The 16,801-nt window shown below is 62.7% G+C and carries 14 protein-coding genes; 8 read left to right on the plus strand and 6 right to left on the minus strand.

The window, feature by feature from the left end; genetic code table 11:
* Window positions 1-35: 35 nt before the first annotated feature.
* Complete coding sequence (gene rpmG, locus ASILVAE211_RS02095; protein WP_227306051.1) at window positions 36-203, plus strand: 50S ribosomal protein L33; 168 nt, start codon at window positions 36-38, stop codon at window positions 201-203.
* Window positions 204-325: 122 nt separating this feature from the next.
* Window positions 326-1,183: a DUF817 domain-containing protein gene (locus ASILVAE211_RS02100; RefSeq protein WP_227319618.1), complete on the plus strand. Its 858-nt coding sequence runs from the start codon at window positions 326-328 to the stop codon at window positions 1,181-1,183.
* A gap of 32 nt (window positions 1,184-1,215) precedes the next feature.
* Here ASILVAE211_RS02100 and ASILVAE211_RS02105 read toward each other — a convergent pair whose 3' ends face one another.
* Together ASILVAE211_RS02105 and ASILVAE211_RS02110 are read right to left on the minus strand one after the other, a co-directional pair.
* Window positions 1,216-2,181 (minus strand): KpsF/GutQ family sugar-phosphate isomerase, encoded by a 966-nt coding sequence (locus ASILVAE211_RS02105; protein ID WP_227319619.1) that lies wholly within the window; start codon window positions 2,179-2,181, stop codon window positions 1,216-1,218.
* A gap of 48 nt (window positions 2,182-2,229) precedes the next feature.
* Window positions 2,230-3,777 (minus strand): amidase, encoded by a 1,548-nt coding sequence (locus ASILVAE211_RS02110; protein WP_227319620.1) that lies wholly within the window; start codon window positions 3,775-3,777, stop codon window positions 2,230-2,232.
* A gap of 127 nt (window positions 3,778-3,904) precedes the next feature.
* Here ASILVAE211_RS02110 and ASILVAE211_RS02115 point away from each other — a divergent pair, with 127 nt between their 5' ends.
* Window positions 3,905-4,741: a PhzF family phenazine biosynthesis protein gene (locus tag ASILVAE211_RS02115; RefSeq protein WP_227319621.1), complete on the plus strand. Its 837-nt coding sequence runs from the start codon at window positions 3,905-3,907 to the stop codon at window positions 4,739-4,741.
* Between the two features lie 78 nt (window positions 4,742-4,819).
* Window positions 4,820-5,302 carry a DoxX family protein gene (locus tag ASILVAE211_RS02120; RefSeq protein ID WP_227319622.1) on the plus strand — a complete coding sequence of 161 codons (483 nt, stop codon included), beginning with the start codon at window positions 4,820-4,822 and terminating at the stop codon, window positions 5,300-5,302.
* A 5-nt stretch (window positions 5,303-5,307) separates the two neighbouring features.
* On the opposite strand, the gene chrA is transcribed toward ASILVAE211_RS02120, so the two are convergent.
* The 4 genes from chrA to ASILVAE211_RS02140 all read right to left on the minus strand — a co-directional run bounded on the left by chrA (window position 5,308) and on the right by ASILVAE211_RS02140 (window position 11,531).
* Window positions 5,308-6,531 carry a chromate efflux transporter gene (gene chrA, locus ASILVAE211_RS02125; protein ID WP_227319623.1) on the minus strand — a complete coding sequence of 408 codons (1,224 nt, stop codon included), beginning with the start codon at window positions 6,529-6,531 and terminating at the stop codon, window positions 5,308-5,310.
* Between the two features lie 105 nt (window positions 6,532-6,636).
* Window positions 6,637-8,070 carry an NAD-dependent succinate-semialdehyde dehydrogenase gene (locus tag ASILVAE211_RS02130; RefSeq protein WP_227319624.1) on the minus strand — a complete coding sequence of 478 codons (1,434 nt, stop codon included), beginning with the start codon at window positions 8,068-8,070 and terminating at the stop codon, window positions 6,637-6,639.
* Window positions 8,071-8,216: 146 nt separating this feature from the next.
* On the minus strand, window positions 8,217-10,643 hold the full coding sequence (locus ASILVAE211_RS02135; RefSeq protein ID WP_227319625.1) for a phosphoketolase family protein: 2,427 nt from the start codon (window positions 10,641-10,643) through the stop codon (window positions 8,217-8,219).
* A 411-nt stretch (window positions 10,644-11,054) separates the two neighbouring features.
* Window positions 11,055-11,531 carry an Lrp/AsnC family transcriptional regulator gene (locus tag ASILVAE211_RS02140; RefSeq protein ID WP_227319626.1) on the minus strand — a complete coding sequence of 159 codons (477 nt, stop codon included), beginning with the start codon at window positions 11,529-11,531 and terminating at the stop codon, window positions 11,055-11,057.
* A gap of 296 nt (window positions 11,532-11,827) precedes the next feature.
* Here ASILVAE211_RS02140 and ASILVAE211_RS02145 point away from each other — a divergent pair, with 296 nt between their 5' ends.
* From ASILVAE211_RS02145 to ASILVAE211_RS02160, 4 genes are all read left to right on the plus strand, one after another.
* The gene (locus ASILVAE211_RS02145; RefSeq protein WP_227319627.1) at window positions 11,828-12,622 is read left to right on the plus strand and encodes a transporter substrate-binding domain-containing protein; all 795 of its coding nucleotides are present in this window, start codon (window positions 11,828-11,830) and stop codon (window positions 12,620-12,622) included.
* A gap of 231 nt (window positions 12,623-12,853) precedes the next feature.
* On the plus strand, window positions 12,854-14,914 hold the full coding sequence (locus tag ASILVAE211_RS02150; RefSeq protein WP_227319628.1) for a putative bifunctional diguanylate cyclase/phosphodiesterase: 2,061 nt from the start codon (window positions 12,854-12,856) through the stop codon (window positions 14,912-14,914).
* Between the two features lie 29 nt (window positions 14,915-14,943).
* The gene (locus ASILVAE211_RS02155) at window positions 14,944-16,398 is read left to right on the plus strand and encodes a hypothetical protein (RefSeq protein ID WP_227319629.1); all 1,455 of its coding nucleotides are present in this window, start codon (window positions 14,944-14,946) and stop codon (window positions 16,396-16,398) included.
* Window positions 16,395-16,748, plus strand: coding sequence for a hypothetical protein (locus tag ASILVAE211_RS02160; RefSeq protein ID WP_227319630.1), 354 nt, complete (start codon window positions 16,395-16,397; stop codon window positions 16,746-16,748). The genes ASILVAE211_RS02155 and ASILVAE211_RS02160 overlap by 4 nt, the downstream gene beginning before the upstream one ends.
* Window positions 16,749-16,801: the final 53 nt, after the last annotated feature.

Below are 16,801 nucleotides of genomic sequence, written 5' to 3' on the forward strand. Positions count from 1 at the left end.
AGGCGGTCTGAAGGGCGGCGACGGGAAGTGGACCTATGGCGAAGTCGAACACCGTTCAGATCAAGCTCCTCTCCACCGCGGAGACGGGCTATTTCTATGTGACCAAGAAGAACACGCGCGCGCAGACGGGCAAGCTGGAATTCAAGAAGTATGATCCGGTTGCCCGCAAGCATGTCGTGTTCCGCGAAGCCAAAATTAAGTAATCAGGCTGTCGTGGCGCCCCGTCGCGGGCGCTGACACGGTTGCGATGAAAAACCCCGCTGCGGCCACTGGCCGTGCGGGGTTTTCGTGGTTGTATGTAGGCTTGGATGAGCCGGGATGAGACATGACTGAGGCCGGGCCAGTATATCGGAGCGGCGTTGGTGATGCGCCGACGCCCTATTCCTCGGCTAACGGCACAGAACACAGTATGGTTTTGTCTGCCGCCCATGAGTTTCTGATTTTTGGTCTCAAGCAAGCCTGGGCTTGCCTGTTCGGCGGGGCGCTTCTTGTCCTGATCGTCCTGACCCGGCTTTGCTACCCCGCAGCGGCAGCTTTACCACGCTACGACGCATTATTCGTCGCGGCCTTAGCCATCCAGATCGTGTTTTTGGTTTGTGGGCTTGAAAGTCTGGAAGAGGCCGGCGTCATTCTTGCCTTCCATCTCGTGGGCACGCTGATGGAGCTGTTCAAGACTTCTGTCGGCTCATGGCACTATCCCGAAGTGAATTACATCAGGGTTGCCCATGTCCCGCTATTCACCGGCTTTATGTATGCGGCAGTCGGCAGTTATCTCTTTCGAATCTGGCGCATATTCGATTTTGATTTCGCGAAGCATCCGAGGCTTGGGTGGATCATTCCGCTGTCTGGGCTGAGTTACGCAAATTTTTACGCCGATCACTGGGCTCTGGATTTTCGATATGGTCTGATCGCCGCAGCGATAGTGCTGTTCGGGCGCACGACCATCTATTTTACGATCGCGAAAACCCAGCGACATATGCCGCTGCTTCTAGGCTTCGCCCTGGTCACTTTGTTCATCTGGCTGGGTGAGAACATCGGAACTGCGGGGCATATCTGGCTTTATCCGGATCAGGTCAAAACATGGGTCATCGTGTCGCCAGCAAAGCTGACGTCTTGGTTTTTGCTGATGCTGATATCCTACACGATGGTCGCAATTGCTAATGCAAGGTGGCGACCCCACTAAGCCTAGGCCGCGCGGGTTTTCAGTTTTGCGCCTTAGGCGACTCCGGCGCGGAGCAGGTCGTGGATATGGACCAGCCCGATGGGCTTCTCGTCCTGCACCACGAAAATGCAGGTAATGCGCAGCTCGTTCATGCGCGCCAAGGCCAGGGCGGCGAGATCGCCAGGCTGCATGATCTGCGGCCGGCGGCCCATGGCCTGTTCCACCGGCATATCGACAAACCCGGCCCGAAAGGCGCGGCGCAGATCGCCGTCGGTCAGCGCGCCGGCCAGGTGGCCGTCGCCGTCCACCACGGCCGCGATGCCGAACCGCTTGGACGTCATTTCCACAATGCCGGCGGAGAGGCTGGCTCCGGCGGCGATCAGCGGCAGCTGGTCGCCGGTATGCATCAACTGCCCCACCGTCAGCAGGCGGGCGCCGAGCTTGCCGCCCGGGTGATAGCGCTGGAAGTCATGCGCCGTGAAACCGCTGCGCTCCAGCAGCAGAATGGCCAGCGCGTCGCCCGCCACAAGCTGCATCGTGGTGCTGGTGGTGGGCGCCAGACCGTTCGGGCAGGCCTCCTCAGAAACCGGCAGCAGCAGGCGAATATCGGCGGCGCGGCCGAGCGCACTGTCGGGACGCGAGGTCATGGCGATCAGCTTGATGCCGAAACGGCGCGTATAGGCCACGATATCGGCCAGTTCCGGCGTCTCGCCCGACCAGGACAGCGCCAGAACCACGTCATTCGGCGCGATCATGCCCAGATCGCCGTGGCTGGCCTCGGCGGGATGGACGAAATGGCTGGGCGTGCCGGTGCTGGCCAGTGTGGCCGCGATCTTACGGCCGATGAGCCCGGACTTGCCCATGCCGGTGACGATGACGCAGCCGCTTTGCTCGATCAGGCTGGCGACATCCGCGAAACTGTCCCCCAGGCCGCCCGGCAGGGCCGCTTCCAGGGCGGCCAGGCCCTGCATTTCCGTGCGGATGGTGCGCAGAACGGTATCGGTTGCGGATGATGTCATGGCGGGCCCCCGGCCCCTGTTTAGGCGAGCCGGGGGCCGCGGTCGAGATTAGAGCAGGGTTGGCGCGCGGCGGTGATGCGTCGCCTGCTCATAGGCATAGGCCTGGGCCAGTAGTTCGGCCTCGCTCCATTTCGGTCCGACGAAGATGAGGTTGAAGGGCGCGCCGGAGGCATAGAAGCCGGCCGGCACGGTGACGCCCGGCAGGCCGGCGATATTGATTTCGCTGACCGTCGTCTCATCAATCCGGCCGCCGCTATGCAGCCCGGCCAGGTCCGTCCGCATCTGCGGGAAGCACAGACCGTCGAGCTTTTCGGCGGCGAAGACCGCCGTGAAAATCTCCATATAGGCTTCGCGCGCCTCCACGAAGTCCGACAGGTCGGGCGGCAGGCTGGGGTTGGCGAGGCAGGCCGCGAATTGCCGCGCATAGGTCATGTAATGCAGCGCGCCGCCGGGGGCGAAGGCGTCATCCGCCTTGGTGGCTTCGGCGAATTCCGCGAAGGTCTTCAGCGCGGCATCGGGGCCGAGGCGCTTCAGATACTGCTCGACGTCGTAAGGCACGGATTCCATGCCGCGCGCGTCGAAATCCTGTCCCGGCACGGTCTGGCGGCGCAGTTCGGCGAAGCCGCTGCCGGCGAAGGGATCGGGCACCAGAACGGCGCCCTGGGCGGCGAGTTCCTCCTGCGCGCGGACATAAAGGCTGGCGGCCTCGTCTGACAGCGGCTGGTTGCGCCAGCCGGCGCCGTAAAGACCGATGCGCTTGCCCTGCAAAGCATCCTTGGAGAGTTTCGACGTATAGCCGCCCTTCGGCTTATGGCCGACGCCGGCGATGGTCTTGGGGTCTTCCGCCGTGAAGCCGGCCAGCACATCCAGGCACAAAGCCGCGTCCCGCACGCAGCGGGCGATAGGACCGACGACATCGCGATGGGCGGACAAAGGCACCACGCCGGCATTGGGCACCAGCGCATGGCTCGGCTTGATGCCGACCAGCCCCTGGGCCGAGGCCGGGTTCTGGATCGACCCGCCGGTCTCCTCGGCCAGGCCCAGCACGGCCAGGCTGGCGGCGACGCAGGCGGCTGTCCCGGTGCTGCTGCCGCCGGGCAGCAAAGCAGGGGCCGCGACATTCAGCGTCGGGCCGGCGAAACTGTCATTCGCGTCCGCGCCGGTATGGCTCAGGATCGGGACATTCGTCTTGCCGAGAATGACGGTATCGGCCGCCTTCATGCGGGCCACAACCGGGCTGTCTGTCGCCGGCATCAGATCGACGCCGCCCGTCTTGCTGTAAAGCTGCGCCCAGCCGGCCGTGGTCGGGATCCCGACCATATCCATGGGGTCTTTTACGACGACGGGAATGCCGGCCAGCGGCCCCAGCGTTTCGCCGGCCGCGCGGCGGCGGTCGATGGCGCGCGCCGTTTCCAGCGCATTCGGGTTCATGAACAGGATGGCGTTGTATTTCGGGTTGTATGTCGCGATGCGATCCAGAAACGCCTGGGTCAGCGCTTCCGAGGTCGTCGTGCCGGCGGCCATGGCCGCCTGAGCCGTTTCGACCGTGAGTTCGACCAGATCGACGGCGGGCGAGGGGACAGGGCTTTCAGTCATCGCGCAGAGACTCCGATAGTTTGGCCGATGCAATTGGCGGACGGGAACGGCAGCGTCCCCGATACCTCGGCTGGAATGCAAGATGCCGGCCGTCTAGATTGGCGACCTGATAATTATGAGAGCCGCCATGCACCGCCCCTTCCGCCTGGTCGACGTTTTCGGCCGCGACGATTTTTCAGGCAATCCGCTCGCCGTGATTGCAGACGCCGAAGGGCTGGATACGGAAACGATGCAGCGCATCACGCGCTGGCTCAACCTGTCCGAGACGACGTTTCTGCTGCCGCCGACGACGCCAGAGGCGGACTATCGCGTGCGGATTTTCACGCTGACGCGCGAATTGCCTTTCGCCGGCCACCCGACGCTCGGCACCTGCCACGCTTGGCTTGAAGCCGGCGGCCAGCCGCGCATGCCTGGGCGCATCGTGCAGGAATGCGGGGCCGGATTGATCCCCATTCGCCAATCGGACAGGGGTCTCGCCTTTGCCGCGCCGCCCTTGCTGCGCTCCGGCCCGCCGAGCCAGCAAGACTTGGAGGAGGCTGCGGATTTCCTCAACATCTCCCGCGCGTCCATCATGGACGCCGCATGGATCGACAACGGCCCCGGCTGGCTCGGCATCATGCTGGAATCGGCCGGTGCGGTTCTGGCCTTGCAGCCCAAGCGCAGCCACCCCCGGCAGATCGACGTGGGTGTGGTCGGCCCGCATTCCATCGGCCAGGAAGCGGCCTATGAGCTGCGCGCCCTATTCACGGATGCCCAGGGCTCGGTGATCGAAGACCCTGTCACCGGCAGCCTGAACGCTTCTGTGGCGCAATGGCTCTACGCGTCGGGCCGCGTCGATGGTCCCTACATTGCAGCACAGGGAACCGTGCTGGGCCGGACGGGGCGCGTGCAGATAGAGCGCGACGCCGATGGTACAATCTGGGTCGGGGGCGCCACGCGCACCCTGTTTTCCGGCCAGAGCTGAGGAATGCGTGACAGGGATCGGCGATGCGATCCCTTTGCAACCGTTTCGTGACCGTCCATAGAGGCGGCAGCATAGCCGATGCTGCCGCCAGCCGCATCGATATCATATCGAATCAATCTTTTCGCAAGGACGGCCCCTATGAACAGTTCTGGACATAATCAGTTTCGGGACGAAGTCGTCCTCGTCGCGCGGATCATGCTGGTTTTGCTTTTTCTGATTTTCGGCTGGGGCAAGATCACGAATTTCGCAGGCACCGTCAGCTATATGGCCTCGACCGGCATGCCGGCGCCGACGCTCGGCGCCCTGATCGCGATCTTCATCGAATTCTTCGTCTCGATTGCCGTGCTCGTGGGTATTTTCACCCAGCCTCTGGCCGTGCTGATGGCCGTCTATACGCTGGCCACCGGCTTTATCGGCCATAAATACTGGTCGATGACCGGCATGGCGCGATACGAAAACGAAATCAATTTCTTCAAGAATGTCAGCATCGCCGGCGGCTTCCTGCTGCTTTATGTCACCGGCCCCGGCCGCTATGCCTTGCATTTCAGCAAGCGTGGCTGACCGAGCTAGAGGTGAGACCATCCGCCTTCTACTGCCCCGACAAGGGGTAGTAGAAGAACCAGCGTCCAGGGCGGCATCCGCCAGCGCACCAGTGCCATAAACCCTGCTGCGGCGCAGGCGGCATCAGCAGGTGACAGCACCGCGCTTGTCCAGACCGGCGTGTAGAGCGCAGCGCCCAGGATGCCGACCACAGCGGCATTGGCCCCGGCCATGGCCGCACGCGTGCTGTTGTGGCGGCGCAGCCCTTCCCAGAAGGGCAGCACACCGTAAACCAGAAGCAGGCCCGGCAGGAATATCCCGATGAGCGCGATCGCAGCTCCCGCCAATCGCGCGCCACCGGGTGCGATGACGGCGCCCAGATAGGCCGCGAAGGTGAAAAGTGGCCCCGGCACCGCTTGCGCGAAGCCATAGCCCGCCAGAAACGCCTGATTACCGATCCATCCTGGCAGTACCAGCGTCTTCTGCAACAGCGGCAGCACTACATGGCCGCCGCCGAAAACCAGCGCGCCCGCATGGTAGAACAGGCCGAATAGCGCCAAACGGGTTTGTCCGCTTTGCGGCAGCCAGGTTGCCGCGAAGATCAGGGCGAAGAGGATAAGGGCAAAAATTCCGCCGCCTGGCCTGACCGGAAGGCGCCCAAGGGTGGCGGAAGGCAGTCCGGGTGAGAGTCGCATCATGATGCCGAGCAAGCCGCCGACCAGGATGGCGATGAGCGGCAGGCTGAACGCTCCACCGACCAGGCTCAAGACCATCGCGGCCAAAGCGATGGCCGCTCGTGGCCGGTCCGGCGCCAGGTTGTGGGCCATGCCCCAGACCGCCTGCGCCACCACGGCGACGGCGGTGAGTTTGAGTCCATGCAGCAGGCCAGACGCAACTGGTCCGTGCAGTCCCGTCACGCTGAAGGCGAAAAGCACCATGAGCAGCGCGGAAGGTAGGGTGAAGCCGAGCCAGGCGGCGATGCCGCCGCTCAGGCCCGCGCGCTGAACGCCAAGCAGAAAGCCGAGCTGTGATGAAGCGGGGCCGGGCAGGAAATGGCAGAGGGCGAGAAGATCAGCATAGCTGTCCTCGTCGATCCATCGTCGGCGGATGACGAATTCGGTCCGGAAATAGCCGAGATGGGCGACAGGCCCGCCGAAGGCCGAAATGCCGAGGCGCAAGAAGGCACGAAACACCTCGCCGGCCGTTCCCCGGTCAGCCGCGATAGGCAAGGCAGACGGAGTATCAGACATCAAGGGCTCGGGCTCATGGTGACCAGCCCAAGCTTGGCCCAAAAGCCGGAACCGGTTCCAGCGACAAAACGGAGGCCGCAATCGGAATTGCGGCCTCCGTTTTGATCAGGCGACGGTGACAAACTTCGTATTGAGATAGGCTTCAATGGCTTCCGCGCCGCCTTCCGTGCCGTAGCCGGAATCCTTGATGCCGCCGAAGGGGGTTTCCGGCACGCCAAGACCGTGATGGTTGATGGAGAGCATGCCGCTCTCAACCCCCGTGGACAGCGCCTGAACGGTCGCGGCCGAACTGGTATAGGCATAGGCCGCGAGGCCGTAGGGCAGGCGGTTCGCTTCGGCGAGCACGTCATCCAGCGCCTTGAAGGGACGGAACAGCGCCACCGGGCCGAAAGGCTCCTCGGTCATGGCGCGGGCGTGCAGCGGCACATCCTTCAGCACCGTCGGCTGGAAGAAATTGCCGGCATTGCCGATACGCTCGCCGCCCAGAACCAGCTTGGCGCCCTTCTGCACGGCATCCTGCACCAGGGCTTCCATGGCCTGCACGCGGCGGGCATTGGCCAGCGGACCCATGGTGGTGCCTTCGGCCAGACCGTCACCCACTTTGATGGTGCGGGCGGCGGCGGCGAAATTCTCCACGAACTGGTCATAGACCGTTTCCTGCACCAGGAAGCGGGTGGGGGAGATGCAGACCTGGCCGGCATTGCGGAATTTGGCACCCGCCAGCAGCTTTGCCGCCGTTCCCAGATCGGCGTCGTCGAAGACGATGGCCGGCGCATGACCGCCGAGCTCCATGGTCGCGCGCTTCATGTGTTCGCCCGCCATCGCCGCCAGTTTCTTGCCGACCGGGGTCGAGCCCGTGAAGGTCACCTTGGCGATCAGCGGGTGCGGGATGAGATAGGACGAAATGGTCGCCGGGTCGCCGTAGACGAGGCCGATGGCGCCTGCCGGCACGCCGGCATCGTGGAAGACCTCGATCAGTGCGGCGGGGGAGGCCGGGGTTTCCTCCGGCCCTTTGGCCAGGATGGCGCAGCCGGCGGCGAGGGCGGCCGACATTTTGCGCACGATCTGGTTGATTGGGAAGTTCCAGGGCGCGAAGGCGGCGACGATGCCGACCGGCTCCTTCACCGCCGTCTGCGCGATATGGCCGGCGCGGGCCGGAATGGTCCAGCCATAGGTGCGCTGCGCTTCGCCCGCGAACCAGTCGATGATATCGGCTGCCGTCGCGATTTCGACGCGGGCTTCGGCCACCGGCTTGCCCTGTTCCAGGGTCATCAGCGGCGCGATGGCTTCCGAGCGCTCGCGCAGCAGGGCGGCGGCCTTGCGCATGATCTTCGCGCGCTCATAGGCCGAGGTATTACGCCAGACCGCAAAGCCGCGCTTCGCCGCAGCCAAGGCCTTGTCGAGATCAGCGATTTCGGCGCGGGCCAGCGTGCCGATCTGCTCCCCGGTTGCGGGATTCAGCACCGGCAGCACGCCACCGGCCGCCGCCGGGCCCCAGTTACCGTCGATGAAAAGCTGGGTATCGGGATAGGAGGGCATCAGGGAACCTTTCGAACGAGGGCGGCAAGGGCCGAAACGTGGCGGCAGTCTCGACCATCACTGTCAGGGCGTCCACTGGAAGAAGCCATGCGTGAGGCGCATGAAAAAGGCGGCCCGGAGGCCGCCTTTTTTGGGTTTGCGCTCGTTCAGCCCTGACCCTTCCAGGTCCAGTGAACGATGTCCGGCGGGTCGATACCTTCCGCATAGGCATAGCGGCGGCAGTCGATCTGCTGCTCCTTCAAGGTCTCGCGCGCATGCGATCCGCGCAGTTTCAGCGACGGAATACGGTCGATCGCGTCGATCGCGAGCGTGAAGCGGTCGACCTGATTCTGGATCGCGAGTTCCATCGGCGTGTTGATATTGCCCTTCTCTTTATAGCCGCGCACGTGGAAATTGACGTGATTGTTGCGGCGATAGGTCAGCCGGTGGATCAGCCACGGATAGGCGTGGAAGTTGAAGATAACCGGCTTGTTCGGCGTGAACAGCGCATCGAATTCCCGGTCCGAGAAGCCGTGCGGATGTTCGGTGTCGGGCACCAGCCGGAACAGATCGACGACATTGACGAAGCGGATTTTGAGGTCCGGGAAATGCCCCAGCAGCAGTTCCGTCGCGGCCAGGGATTCCATGGTTGCCACGTCACCGCAGCTGGCCATGACGATATCGGGCTCATGGTCCTTGTCCGTGCTGGCCCATTCCCAGATGCCCGCACCCTTCGTGCAATGCTTTTCGGCCGCGTCGATATCGAGATAGGAGAGATGCGGCTGTTTGTCGGCAACGATGACGTTGACGTAGTTCTTGCTGCGCAGGCAGTGGTCTCCGACCGAGAGCAGGGTATTGGCATCCGGCGGCAGATAGATGCGCGTCACGCTGGGGCTTTTATTGGCCACCACATCCAGGAAGCCGGGATCCTGATGGGTGAAGCCGTTATGGTCCTGCCGCCAGACGGTGGAGGTGATCAGCAGATTGAGGGAGGAGACATCCGCCCGCCAGGACAATTCGCTCGATTTTTCCAGCCATTTGGCGTGCTGGTTGAACATGGAATCGATGACATGGACGAAGGCTTCGTAGGTTGAGAAGAAGCCATGGCGTCCGGTGAGAAGATAGCCTTCCAGCCAGCCTTCCAGCGTATGTTCGCTGAGCATTTCCATCACGCGGCCGTCCTGCGTGATTTCGGTGCCGTCGGCGTCTTCCGGGAAATATTCGCCCATCCAGACCTTCTTGGTCGCCTCATAGATCGCGGTCAGGCGGTTTGAGGCATTTTCGTCCGGGCTGAAGACGCGGAAGTTATGCGGATTGCTGCGGGCGATATCGCGCAGGAAGGTTGCCAGAACGGCGGTCGGGCCGACCTCGGTCTGACCCGGCGTCTCGACGGCGACGGCATAGTCGCGGAAATCCGGCATCTTCAGCGATTTGCGTAGCAATCCGCCATTGGCATGCAGATTGGCGCCCATGCGGCGGGTGCCTTCCGGCGCCAGTTCGGCCAGCTCGGCGACGAAGCTGCCGTTGTCGTCGAACAGCTCTTCCAGCTTGTAGCTGCGCAGCCAGGCTTCCAATTGCGCCAGATGTTCCGGCTTTTCATGCACTTCCGCGAGCGGCACCTGATGGGCGCGCCAGAAGCCTTCCACCTTATGGCCGTCGACCTCCTTGGGACCGGTCCAGCCCTTGGGGCTGCGCAGCACGATCATCGGCCAGCGCGGGCGTTCGAGCGGACCGCTGCTGGCGCGGGCTTCCGTCTGGATGCGGCGGATTTCCTGCACGCAATGTTCCAGCGTGGCGGCAACCGCCTGATGCATGGTCTCGGGGTCCGACCCCTCGATGAAATAAGGCTCATAGCCGTAGCCGCGAAACAGATGCTCGACCTCCTCATGCGGAATGCGCGCCAGGATCGTCGGATTGGCGATCTTATAGCCGTTCAGATGCAGGATCGGCAGCACCGCGCCGTCGCGCACGGGATTGAGGAATTTGTTGGAATGCCAGGCGGTCGCCAGCGGCCCGGTCTCGGACTCGCCGTCACCGACCATGACGGTGACGATCAGATCAGGGTTATCGAAGGCCGCGCCATAGGCATGGGAGATGGAATAGCCGAGTTCGCCGCCTTCATGGATCGAGCCGGGGGTTTCCGGTGTGCAATGGCTGCCGATGCCGCCGGGGAAGGAGAATTGCTTAAACAGGCGCTGCAAGCCCTCTCCATCCCGGCCGATATCCGTATAGATCTCGGAATAGGAGCCTTCCAGATAGGTATTGGAGATGATGGCCGGCGCGCCATGTCCCGGACCTGCAATGAAAATCGTGTCTAGATCGTATTTTTTGATGAGCCGGTTCATATGGATATAGATCAGGCTCATGCCTGCATCCGATCCCCAATGGCCGAGCAGGCGCTTTTTAATATGCTCCGACTTCAGGGGCTCGCGGAGCAGCGCATTCTCACGCAGGTAGATCATACCTGCGGACAAATAAAGCGATGCATCCCAGTAGCGTTGCGTCCGCCTCACCTCGTCAGGTGACAAAGGCGCGCCGTCGATGGTGGAACGGGCCGGTCCGTAAGCGGTGATAGATTGCGTGTCGGGGGGCATGCATATCTCCAAGACCAAAATTTCTGAGGCAATCTGTTGAACGAACGTCTGCCGATGTTTCTGGTAGCCTTGTCCACGTCCTTCGCGTCCAGGCGCCTTGCGCGCCCTTAACGGCCGACGTCACTCAACCACGGACGCAGCCGCATTGTCGACGTCCCGGAGTCTGCATGAAGATGCACGATTTGCCTTGATTTGGGTCAAAACCAAGGGGCCGGGAGCGGCCGGACCCAAATGAGGGGAAGCCGGCACCGATCTTCAACTTTTCGGCATAATCGAGGTTTCATGAATGAAACATTTTTCCATGAATGTTTTGGGACATCATGGATCGATATCGCATTGGATATGAGGGTCGATCTGGTATGAAAATGTCGGTCACAAATCAGGTGTGACGCGCATAGATCGCGGTCAAAGTCAGGCCGACGTATCGATCGGCAGGCACAGGCCGAGTTTTACAATATTAAGCACGACATTCGTATTGATCCGGCGGATCTGCGGGTTGTGTTCTATCATGCGCACGCAGACGGAATCGAAACTGTCCATATCCTGCGCCAGCACGATGAGGATGACGTCGACCGGGCCGGTGACGTAATAGGCCTGCTGGATCGCATCCTGCTGACCGATCCATAGCCGCAGCTTCGGCAGCGCATCATAGTTGTCGCGCGCAATTTCCACGCCCGCGATGAAGGTCATCATCGGGCCCGCCTGGCTGCGATCGAGAACCGCGACTTCGGCGGCAATCACCTTGTCGCTCCGCAAACGTTTCAGGCGGCGCTGCACTGCGGAGGCGGAGAGGCCGACCGCCTCGGCCATCGTCTCGGCCGTAACGTGGCAATCCTGCTGGACTACGCGCAGAATCCGGCGGTCAAACCCATCAATCGCGTCAGGCATGATGCCTCGGCGGCCGTGAAGCGCCCGTCATTGACGCGTGATCTGGCTGCCTGGGTGCGCGCCGCATCATCCTGTTCCGCCGTTCTAAATCGGCAAGCCGAAAAGCCTACCGAACAACCGATATCGGTTGAAAAGACGGCGATTGGCGGGTTCTTGCGCGGAAAAAAGTCATTTTTCGAGGTTTTTTGCGGCTTTACCTTGTGAGTGGGCTCCTAGCTTTTTTCGATTGTCATCGCGATTTCACGTGGGCCTCATGAGCCCGTCGGCTTCTTCATCACGATCAAGGTTGCTCCTGAATGAAACGGTTTCTGCGACTTCTTCTGCTCTCTGCGCCGCTGCTCGGCACGGCCATGATTCCCTTCATGCCGTCCAAGGCCCATGCCGATTCCATCACCGTCGGGCTTGATGATGAATCCTATCCGCCCTTCTACTCCAAGGGCGCCGACGGCAAGTGGCACGGCTGGGAACTCGACATGCTGGCGGCTGTCTGCGCCAAGATGGGGACGACCTGCAATACGAAGGAAATCGCCTGGGATGGGCTTATTCCCGCATTGCAGCAGAAGCAGATCGATATGATCTGGGCGTCGCTGACCATCAATGGCGAACGCCGCAAGGTCATCGACTTCACCCATTTCTACTATAACTCGGCCATCGTCATGATCGGGTCGAAGGACGATTCGACCAAGGTGGATTGCGGCGATCTGGCCAGTTTCAACGGCAAGGTTGTGGGTGTTCAGGCCGGGACGATCTTCGCATCCTATATGAAGGCCGCGCCGGCTTCCGTGCAGATCAAGACCTATGACACGATCGACAATGCGCTGGCCGATCTGTCCAGCGGCCGGCTTGACTATGTGCAGGAAGGCATCAGTACCTTCGCGACCTTCTTGGCCAAGAACCCGGATTATGTTGTGAAGACGACCTGCCCGGGCAATGACATCCTGGGCTATGGCGTCGGCGGCGGCCTGCGCAAGGGCGACGACGCGCTGAACAAGAAGGTGTCCGACGCCATCATGGCCGTCGCGGCCGACGGCACCTGGGACGCGATCACCGCCAAATATCCTGAGATCAAGGGCCTGATCACCAAGCCGTAACACGGTCCGCGAGACCCGGCAGCGGCCTTTTACGGAGCCGCTGCCCGGGATGCAGGGGCGGCCGCGCGCCGCAAGATTAAGCCACTCCGCCTTCGGGCCAGGATCCTTGGGGCATGTGACAGAAGGCGGCTTGCAGCGCATACTATCTCTTTAGCCGGTGACGTGCGCTGGCGGTTGCCTGATACCGCCGCCGGCCTGCGCTATGCGAGAGGGTGACGGATTTTGTCCGGCTTGTCAGATGACTTCTTTCGGGCGGTGGTGGAGACCGCCGGCGAAGCCATCCTTGTCACGGCGGCCGCACTCGATAGCCCTGGCCCGGTCATCGAATACGTCAATCCTCATTTCGCCCGCATGAGTGGCTATGAGCCGGCCGAATTGCTCGGCCGGTCGCCACGCATCTTGCAAGGCCCTAAAACGCCCCGGCCGATGCTGGACCGGCTGCGCGCGGCCCTGACGGCGGGCCAGCCTTTCGAGGCGGAGGCCGTCAACTACCGCAAGGACGGCAGCGAATATATCGTCTCCTGGCTGATTACACCCTACCGCGACGATGCGGGGACCATCCGTCACTGGATTTCCGTGCAGCGCGACGTGACGGAGCAGCGGCGGTCGGAGGAGCGTCTGCGCCAGAGCGAGGCGCGCTTCGCGCGCGCCATCGCTGCGGCCGCCATGGGCACCTGGGATTGGGATATCGCAACCGATCATCTGCATGTTTCGCCCGGCTTCGAGCAATTGTACGGCCGGCCTCTCGGGTCGCACGTTGACAGGCCGACGATCCACAAGACGATCCATCCGGATGATCTGGCAACTGTCATGGCGTCTTCGGCCAGGGTGATGCGCGGCGAAGACGATGGAAGATTCGTCAACGAAATAAGGGTGATGCTGCCGGACGGCGGCACAAGATGGCTGCGCATAACCGGAAGGGCGGAACTGGATGAGACAGGCAAGCCGCTGCGCATGGCGGGCGTTACCCAGGATGTGACGGAGCGGCGCAGCTACGAAGCGCGCGTCCTATATATGGCGCGGCACGATGCTTTAACGGGGCTCGTCAACCGGAATGCGCTGCAGGAGCGGCTGAACGATACTTTGCGCCGCCGCGGCTCTGCCGGGTCATGCGCCATTCAGATTCTCGATCTCGACCATTTCAAGGAAGTGAACGATACGCTGGGCCATCCGGCCGGGGACCAGTTGCTGCGGCTTGTGGCCGAGCGGCTCAGCCGGCTGGTGCGCGAGAGGGATATCGTCTCGCGCCACGGCGGCGATGAATTCGTCATCGTCCAGACCGGCCTGCGCCGTCGCGACGATGCCGCCAGGCTCGCGGAACGGATCATTCAGGAAATCACCGAGCCCTACCGGATCGACGGGCAGACGGTCTATGTCGGCGTCAGCATCGGCATCGCGATGGGACCGGGTGACGGCAAGGACGCCGACTATCTGCTGCGCTGCGCTGATCTCGCCTTGTATCAGGCGAAGCAGGACGGCCGCCTGCAATACCGGTTTTTTGAACCCGCTATGCAGGAAAAGGCGCAGGCGCGGCGACTGCTGGAAGTCGATCTGCGGCAGGCGCTGGCGGCCGATGAGTTCGAATTGCACTATCAGCCGGTTGTCGATATCCGCACGCGGCATGTCACGGGATTCGAAGCGCTGGTCAGATGGCGCAACGAAACGCGCGGCCTTGTCCTGCCGGACGCCTTCATTGCCCATGCCGAGGACACCAATATCATCGAGGCGCTGGGCCTGTGGGTTCTGACCCGGGCCTGCACCGATGCCAGAACCTGGACTGAAGATCGGAAAGTCGCCGTCAATCTGTCATCGGTGCAGTTCACCAAGGGAAATCTGGTCCAGAGCCTGGTGCATATCCTGCAGATGACCGGCCTGGCCCCCGCCCGGCTGGAACTGGAAATTACCGAACGCGTTCTGCTGCAGGATACGGATGACGTGCTGCGTGTCCTGCACCAGATTCGCCAGCTTGGCATTTCAATCGCCATGGATGATTTCGGCCAGGGCTATTCCTCGCTCAGCTATCTGGTCAAGTTTCCCTTCAACAAGGTGAAGATCGATCGCAGCTTCGTGGTGGCGGCGGATGAGGAAGGCAGCGGATCGGCCATCATTCGCGCTGTCGCCCAGCTGTGCGATAGTCTTGATATTACAACGACCGTCGAAGGGGTGGAGACACAGGCGCAGCTGGACGCCATGCGCCGGCTGGGCTGCCGCGAGGCGCAGGGCTATCTGTTCAGCCCCGCTGTGCCGTTGCAGGATATTCCGGCTCTCATCGACGCCATTCAGGCGGTATAGAGGCCATTCCCTACGGATTGCCCAAACCTATGCGCCTGCTTCGCTCGCCACTGCTGCTGTTCCTGCTGGCCGCCCTGCTGACGCGAGCGCCGATGTTCGGCAATCCCGTCATCTATACGGACGAGGAATTCTACCTTCTCGTCGGCTCGCGCCTGCTGCACGGGGCTATCCCCTTTGTCGATCTCTGGGACCGCAAGCCGGCCGGCCTGTTCCTGCTCTATGCCGCCATGCGGGCATTGGGCGGGCATGGCGTGCTGGCCTATCAGCTGGTGGGCACGGCTTTCGTTGTGCTGACAGCGGACATCATCCGCCGCATCGGCCTGACATTCAGCGCCGGATTTGGCGCCATCTGCGCCGGTCTCGCCTATATTCTCTGGCTCAATCTCGGCCATGCCGGGGCAGGGCAGTCCCCCATTTTCTACAATCTGCCGGTCGCTGCTGCCGGCTTCATCACGCTGTGGGCCGTGCTGGGCCGGCGGCCGCCCTTCACCGGCCTGACGGGCGCCGGTTGCGCCGTCATGCTGCTGATGGGTCTGGCCATGCAGATCAAATACAGCGCGCTGTTCGAAGGGGTTTTCTTCGGCCTGACCTTTCTGGTCCTGGCCTATCGGCAGAGCGGCCTCGCCCGCGCCCTGGCCGCCGGCGCTCTCTGGATTGTGGTGGCACTAGCGCCCACCCTGCTGGCCGCTGGCGTTTATGCGGCTTTGGGCCATGAACAGGCCTTTGTCTTCGCTAATTTCATTTCCATCTTTTCCCGCGCCGATACGCCGGAAAGCGTTCTGCTGACCCGCCTGGCGCTGATCGCCGTCGTGCTGCTGCCGCTGATCTTCTGCGCGGCCTGGCCCCGGCCCTGCGATGGTACGGATGGCCGCACGGCCTTCCGCTTCGTGCGGCTATGGCTGGCTGCCGCTGTCCTTGGCCTGCTGCTGTTCGGCACCTATCTGCATCACTATCTGCTGCCGGTGCTGGTGCCGGCGGCGACCGGTGCCGCCAGCCTGCTGGGCCGTCCGCGCTTTCGGACGGCGGCGATTGCCATTCTGGCCATCGGCTTCGTGACGGGGGAAAGCATGATGCTGATCAGCCTGAAACATCATGGCTCCGCCGCGCAGTTTAATCGCATCGCCAAGGCGATCGATCCCGCCGGTTGCCTTTACGTCTATAGCGGCGACCCTGCCTTCTATAACGCCACCGATGCCTGCATCCCGACCCGCTTCGCCTTTCCCAGCCATCTGTCGCGGCTGGAGGAAGCGAAGGCCCTGGGTGTGGACCCCTTGGCTGAGGTCAGCCGCATCCTGGCCAGCCAGCCGGCGACGATCATCGTCAGCGTGCCTTACGGTGACGAGAACGAGGCCGCCCGCCGGCTTGTGCTGGCGGAGATCGCGAAGGACTACGGGCTGTCCCTGCGGGCGAAGCTGGGCCGTGACGATGTCGATGTCTTCCGGCTCAAAACCCTGCCGGCCGGCAGCGCGCCGCCGGGCCCGTGATTTCGCAAACCGCACTTTACTGCGCGGCGGCGGCCCTTGCGGCCGCGCTGTATCATCACGGCCTGCGGCGGCTGGCGCTTGTCGTGAGGCGGAAGTTCCGGATTTCGACGACGAACCTCGCCATGCTGCCGCTGTTTCTGGCAACCGCCGTGCTGCTGTGCCTGGAAATCTGGGCGCTGCAGACCTGGGCGCCTGATTTTGCGGGTGCCATCGGCAGCGCGACCTTCCTGGGCCTGGCCATCGGCAGCCTGGTGCCTATTTCAGGAACTGCCGGCTCATCCTTCGGCACCGGCTTCGGCGGCGATGACGATAGCAGTGACGATCTCGGCGATGACGGCGGCGGCTACTAAAGCTGTCGTCAGTCCCAAAAGCTGAGCCGCATGGCTGACCTACGGCATAAAAC

Origin of the sequence: Acidisoma silvae (genome assembly GCF_020618775.1) — a bacterium.
Taxonomy (GTDB): domain Bacteria; phylum Pseudomonadota; class Alphaproteobacteria; order Acetobacterales; family Acetobacteraceae; genus Acidisoma; species Acidisoma silvae.

Coding starts and splice junctions, on each gene's coding strand:
- ASILVAE211_RS02145 (WP_227319627.1), top strand. CDS start 11,828: ATGAAACGGTTTCTGCGACTTCTTCTGCTCTCTGCGCCGCTGCTCGGC.
- ASILVAE211_RS02155 (WP_227319629.1), top strand. CDS start 14,944: ATGCGCCTGCTTCGCTCGCCACTGCTGCTGTTCCTGCTGGCCGCCCTG.
- ASILVAE211_RS02100 (WP_227319618.1), top strand. CDS start 326: ATGACTGAGGCCGGGCCAGTATATCGGAGCGGCGTTGGTGATGCGCCG.
- ASILVAE211_RS02140 (WP_227319626.1), bottom strand. CDS start 11,531: ATGCCTGACGCGATTGATGGGTTTGACCGCCGGATTCTGCGCGTAGTC.
- ASILVAE211_RS02105 (WP_227319619.1), bottom strand. CDS start 2,181: ATGACATCATCCGCAACCGATACCGTTCTGCGCACCATCCGCACGGAA.
- ASILVAE211_RS02110 (WP_227319620.1), bottom strand. CDS start 3,777: ATGACTGAAAGCCCTGTCCCCTCGCCCGCCGTCGATCTGGTCGAACTC.
- chrA (WP_227319623.1), bottom strand. CDS start 6,531: ATGTCTGATACTCCGTCTGCCTTGCCTATCGCGGCTGACCGGGGAACG.
- ASILVAE211_RS02120 (WP_227319622.1), top strand. CDS start 4,820: ATGCTGCCGCCAGCCGCATCGATATCATATCGAATCAATCTTTTCGCA.
- ASILVAE211_RS02115 (WP_227319621.1), top strand. CDS start 3,905: ATGCACCGCCCCTTCCGCCTGGTCGACGTTTTCGGCCGCGACGATTTT.
- rpmG (WP_227306051.1), top strand. CDS start 36: ATGGCGAAGTCGAACACCGTTCAGATCAAGCTCCTCTCCACCGCGGAG.
- ASILVAE211_RS02130 (WP_227319624.1), bottom strand. CDS start 8,070: ATGCCCTCCTATCCCGATACCCAGCTTTTCATCGACGGTAACTGGGGC.
- ASILVAE211_RS02135 (WP_227319625.1), bottom strand. CDS start 10,643: ATGCCCCCCGACACGCAATCTATCACCGCTTACGGACCGGCCCGTTCC.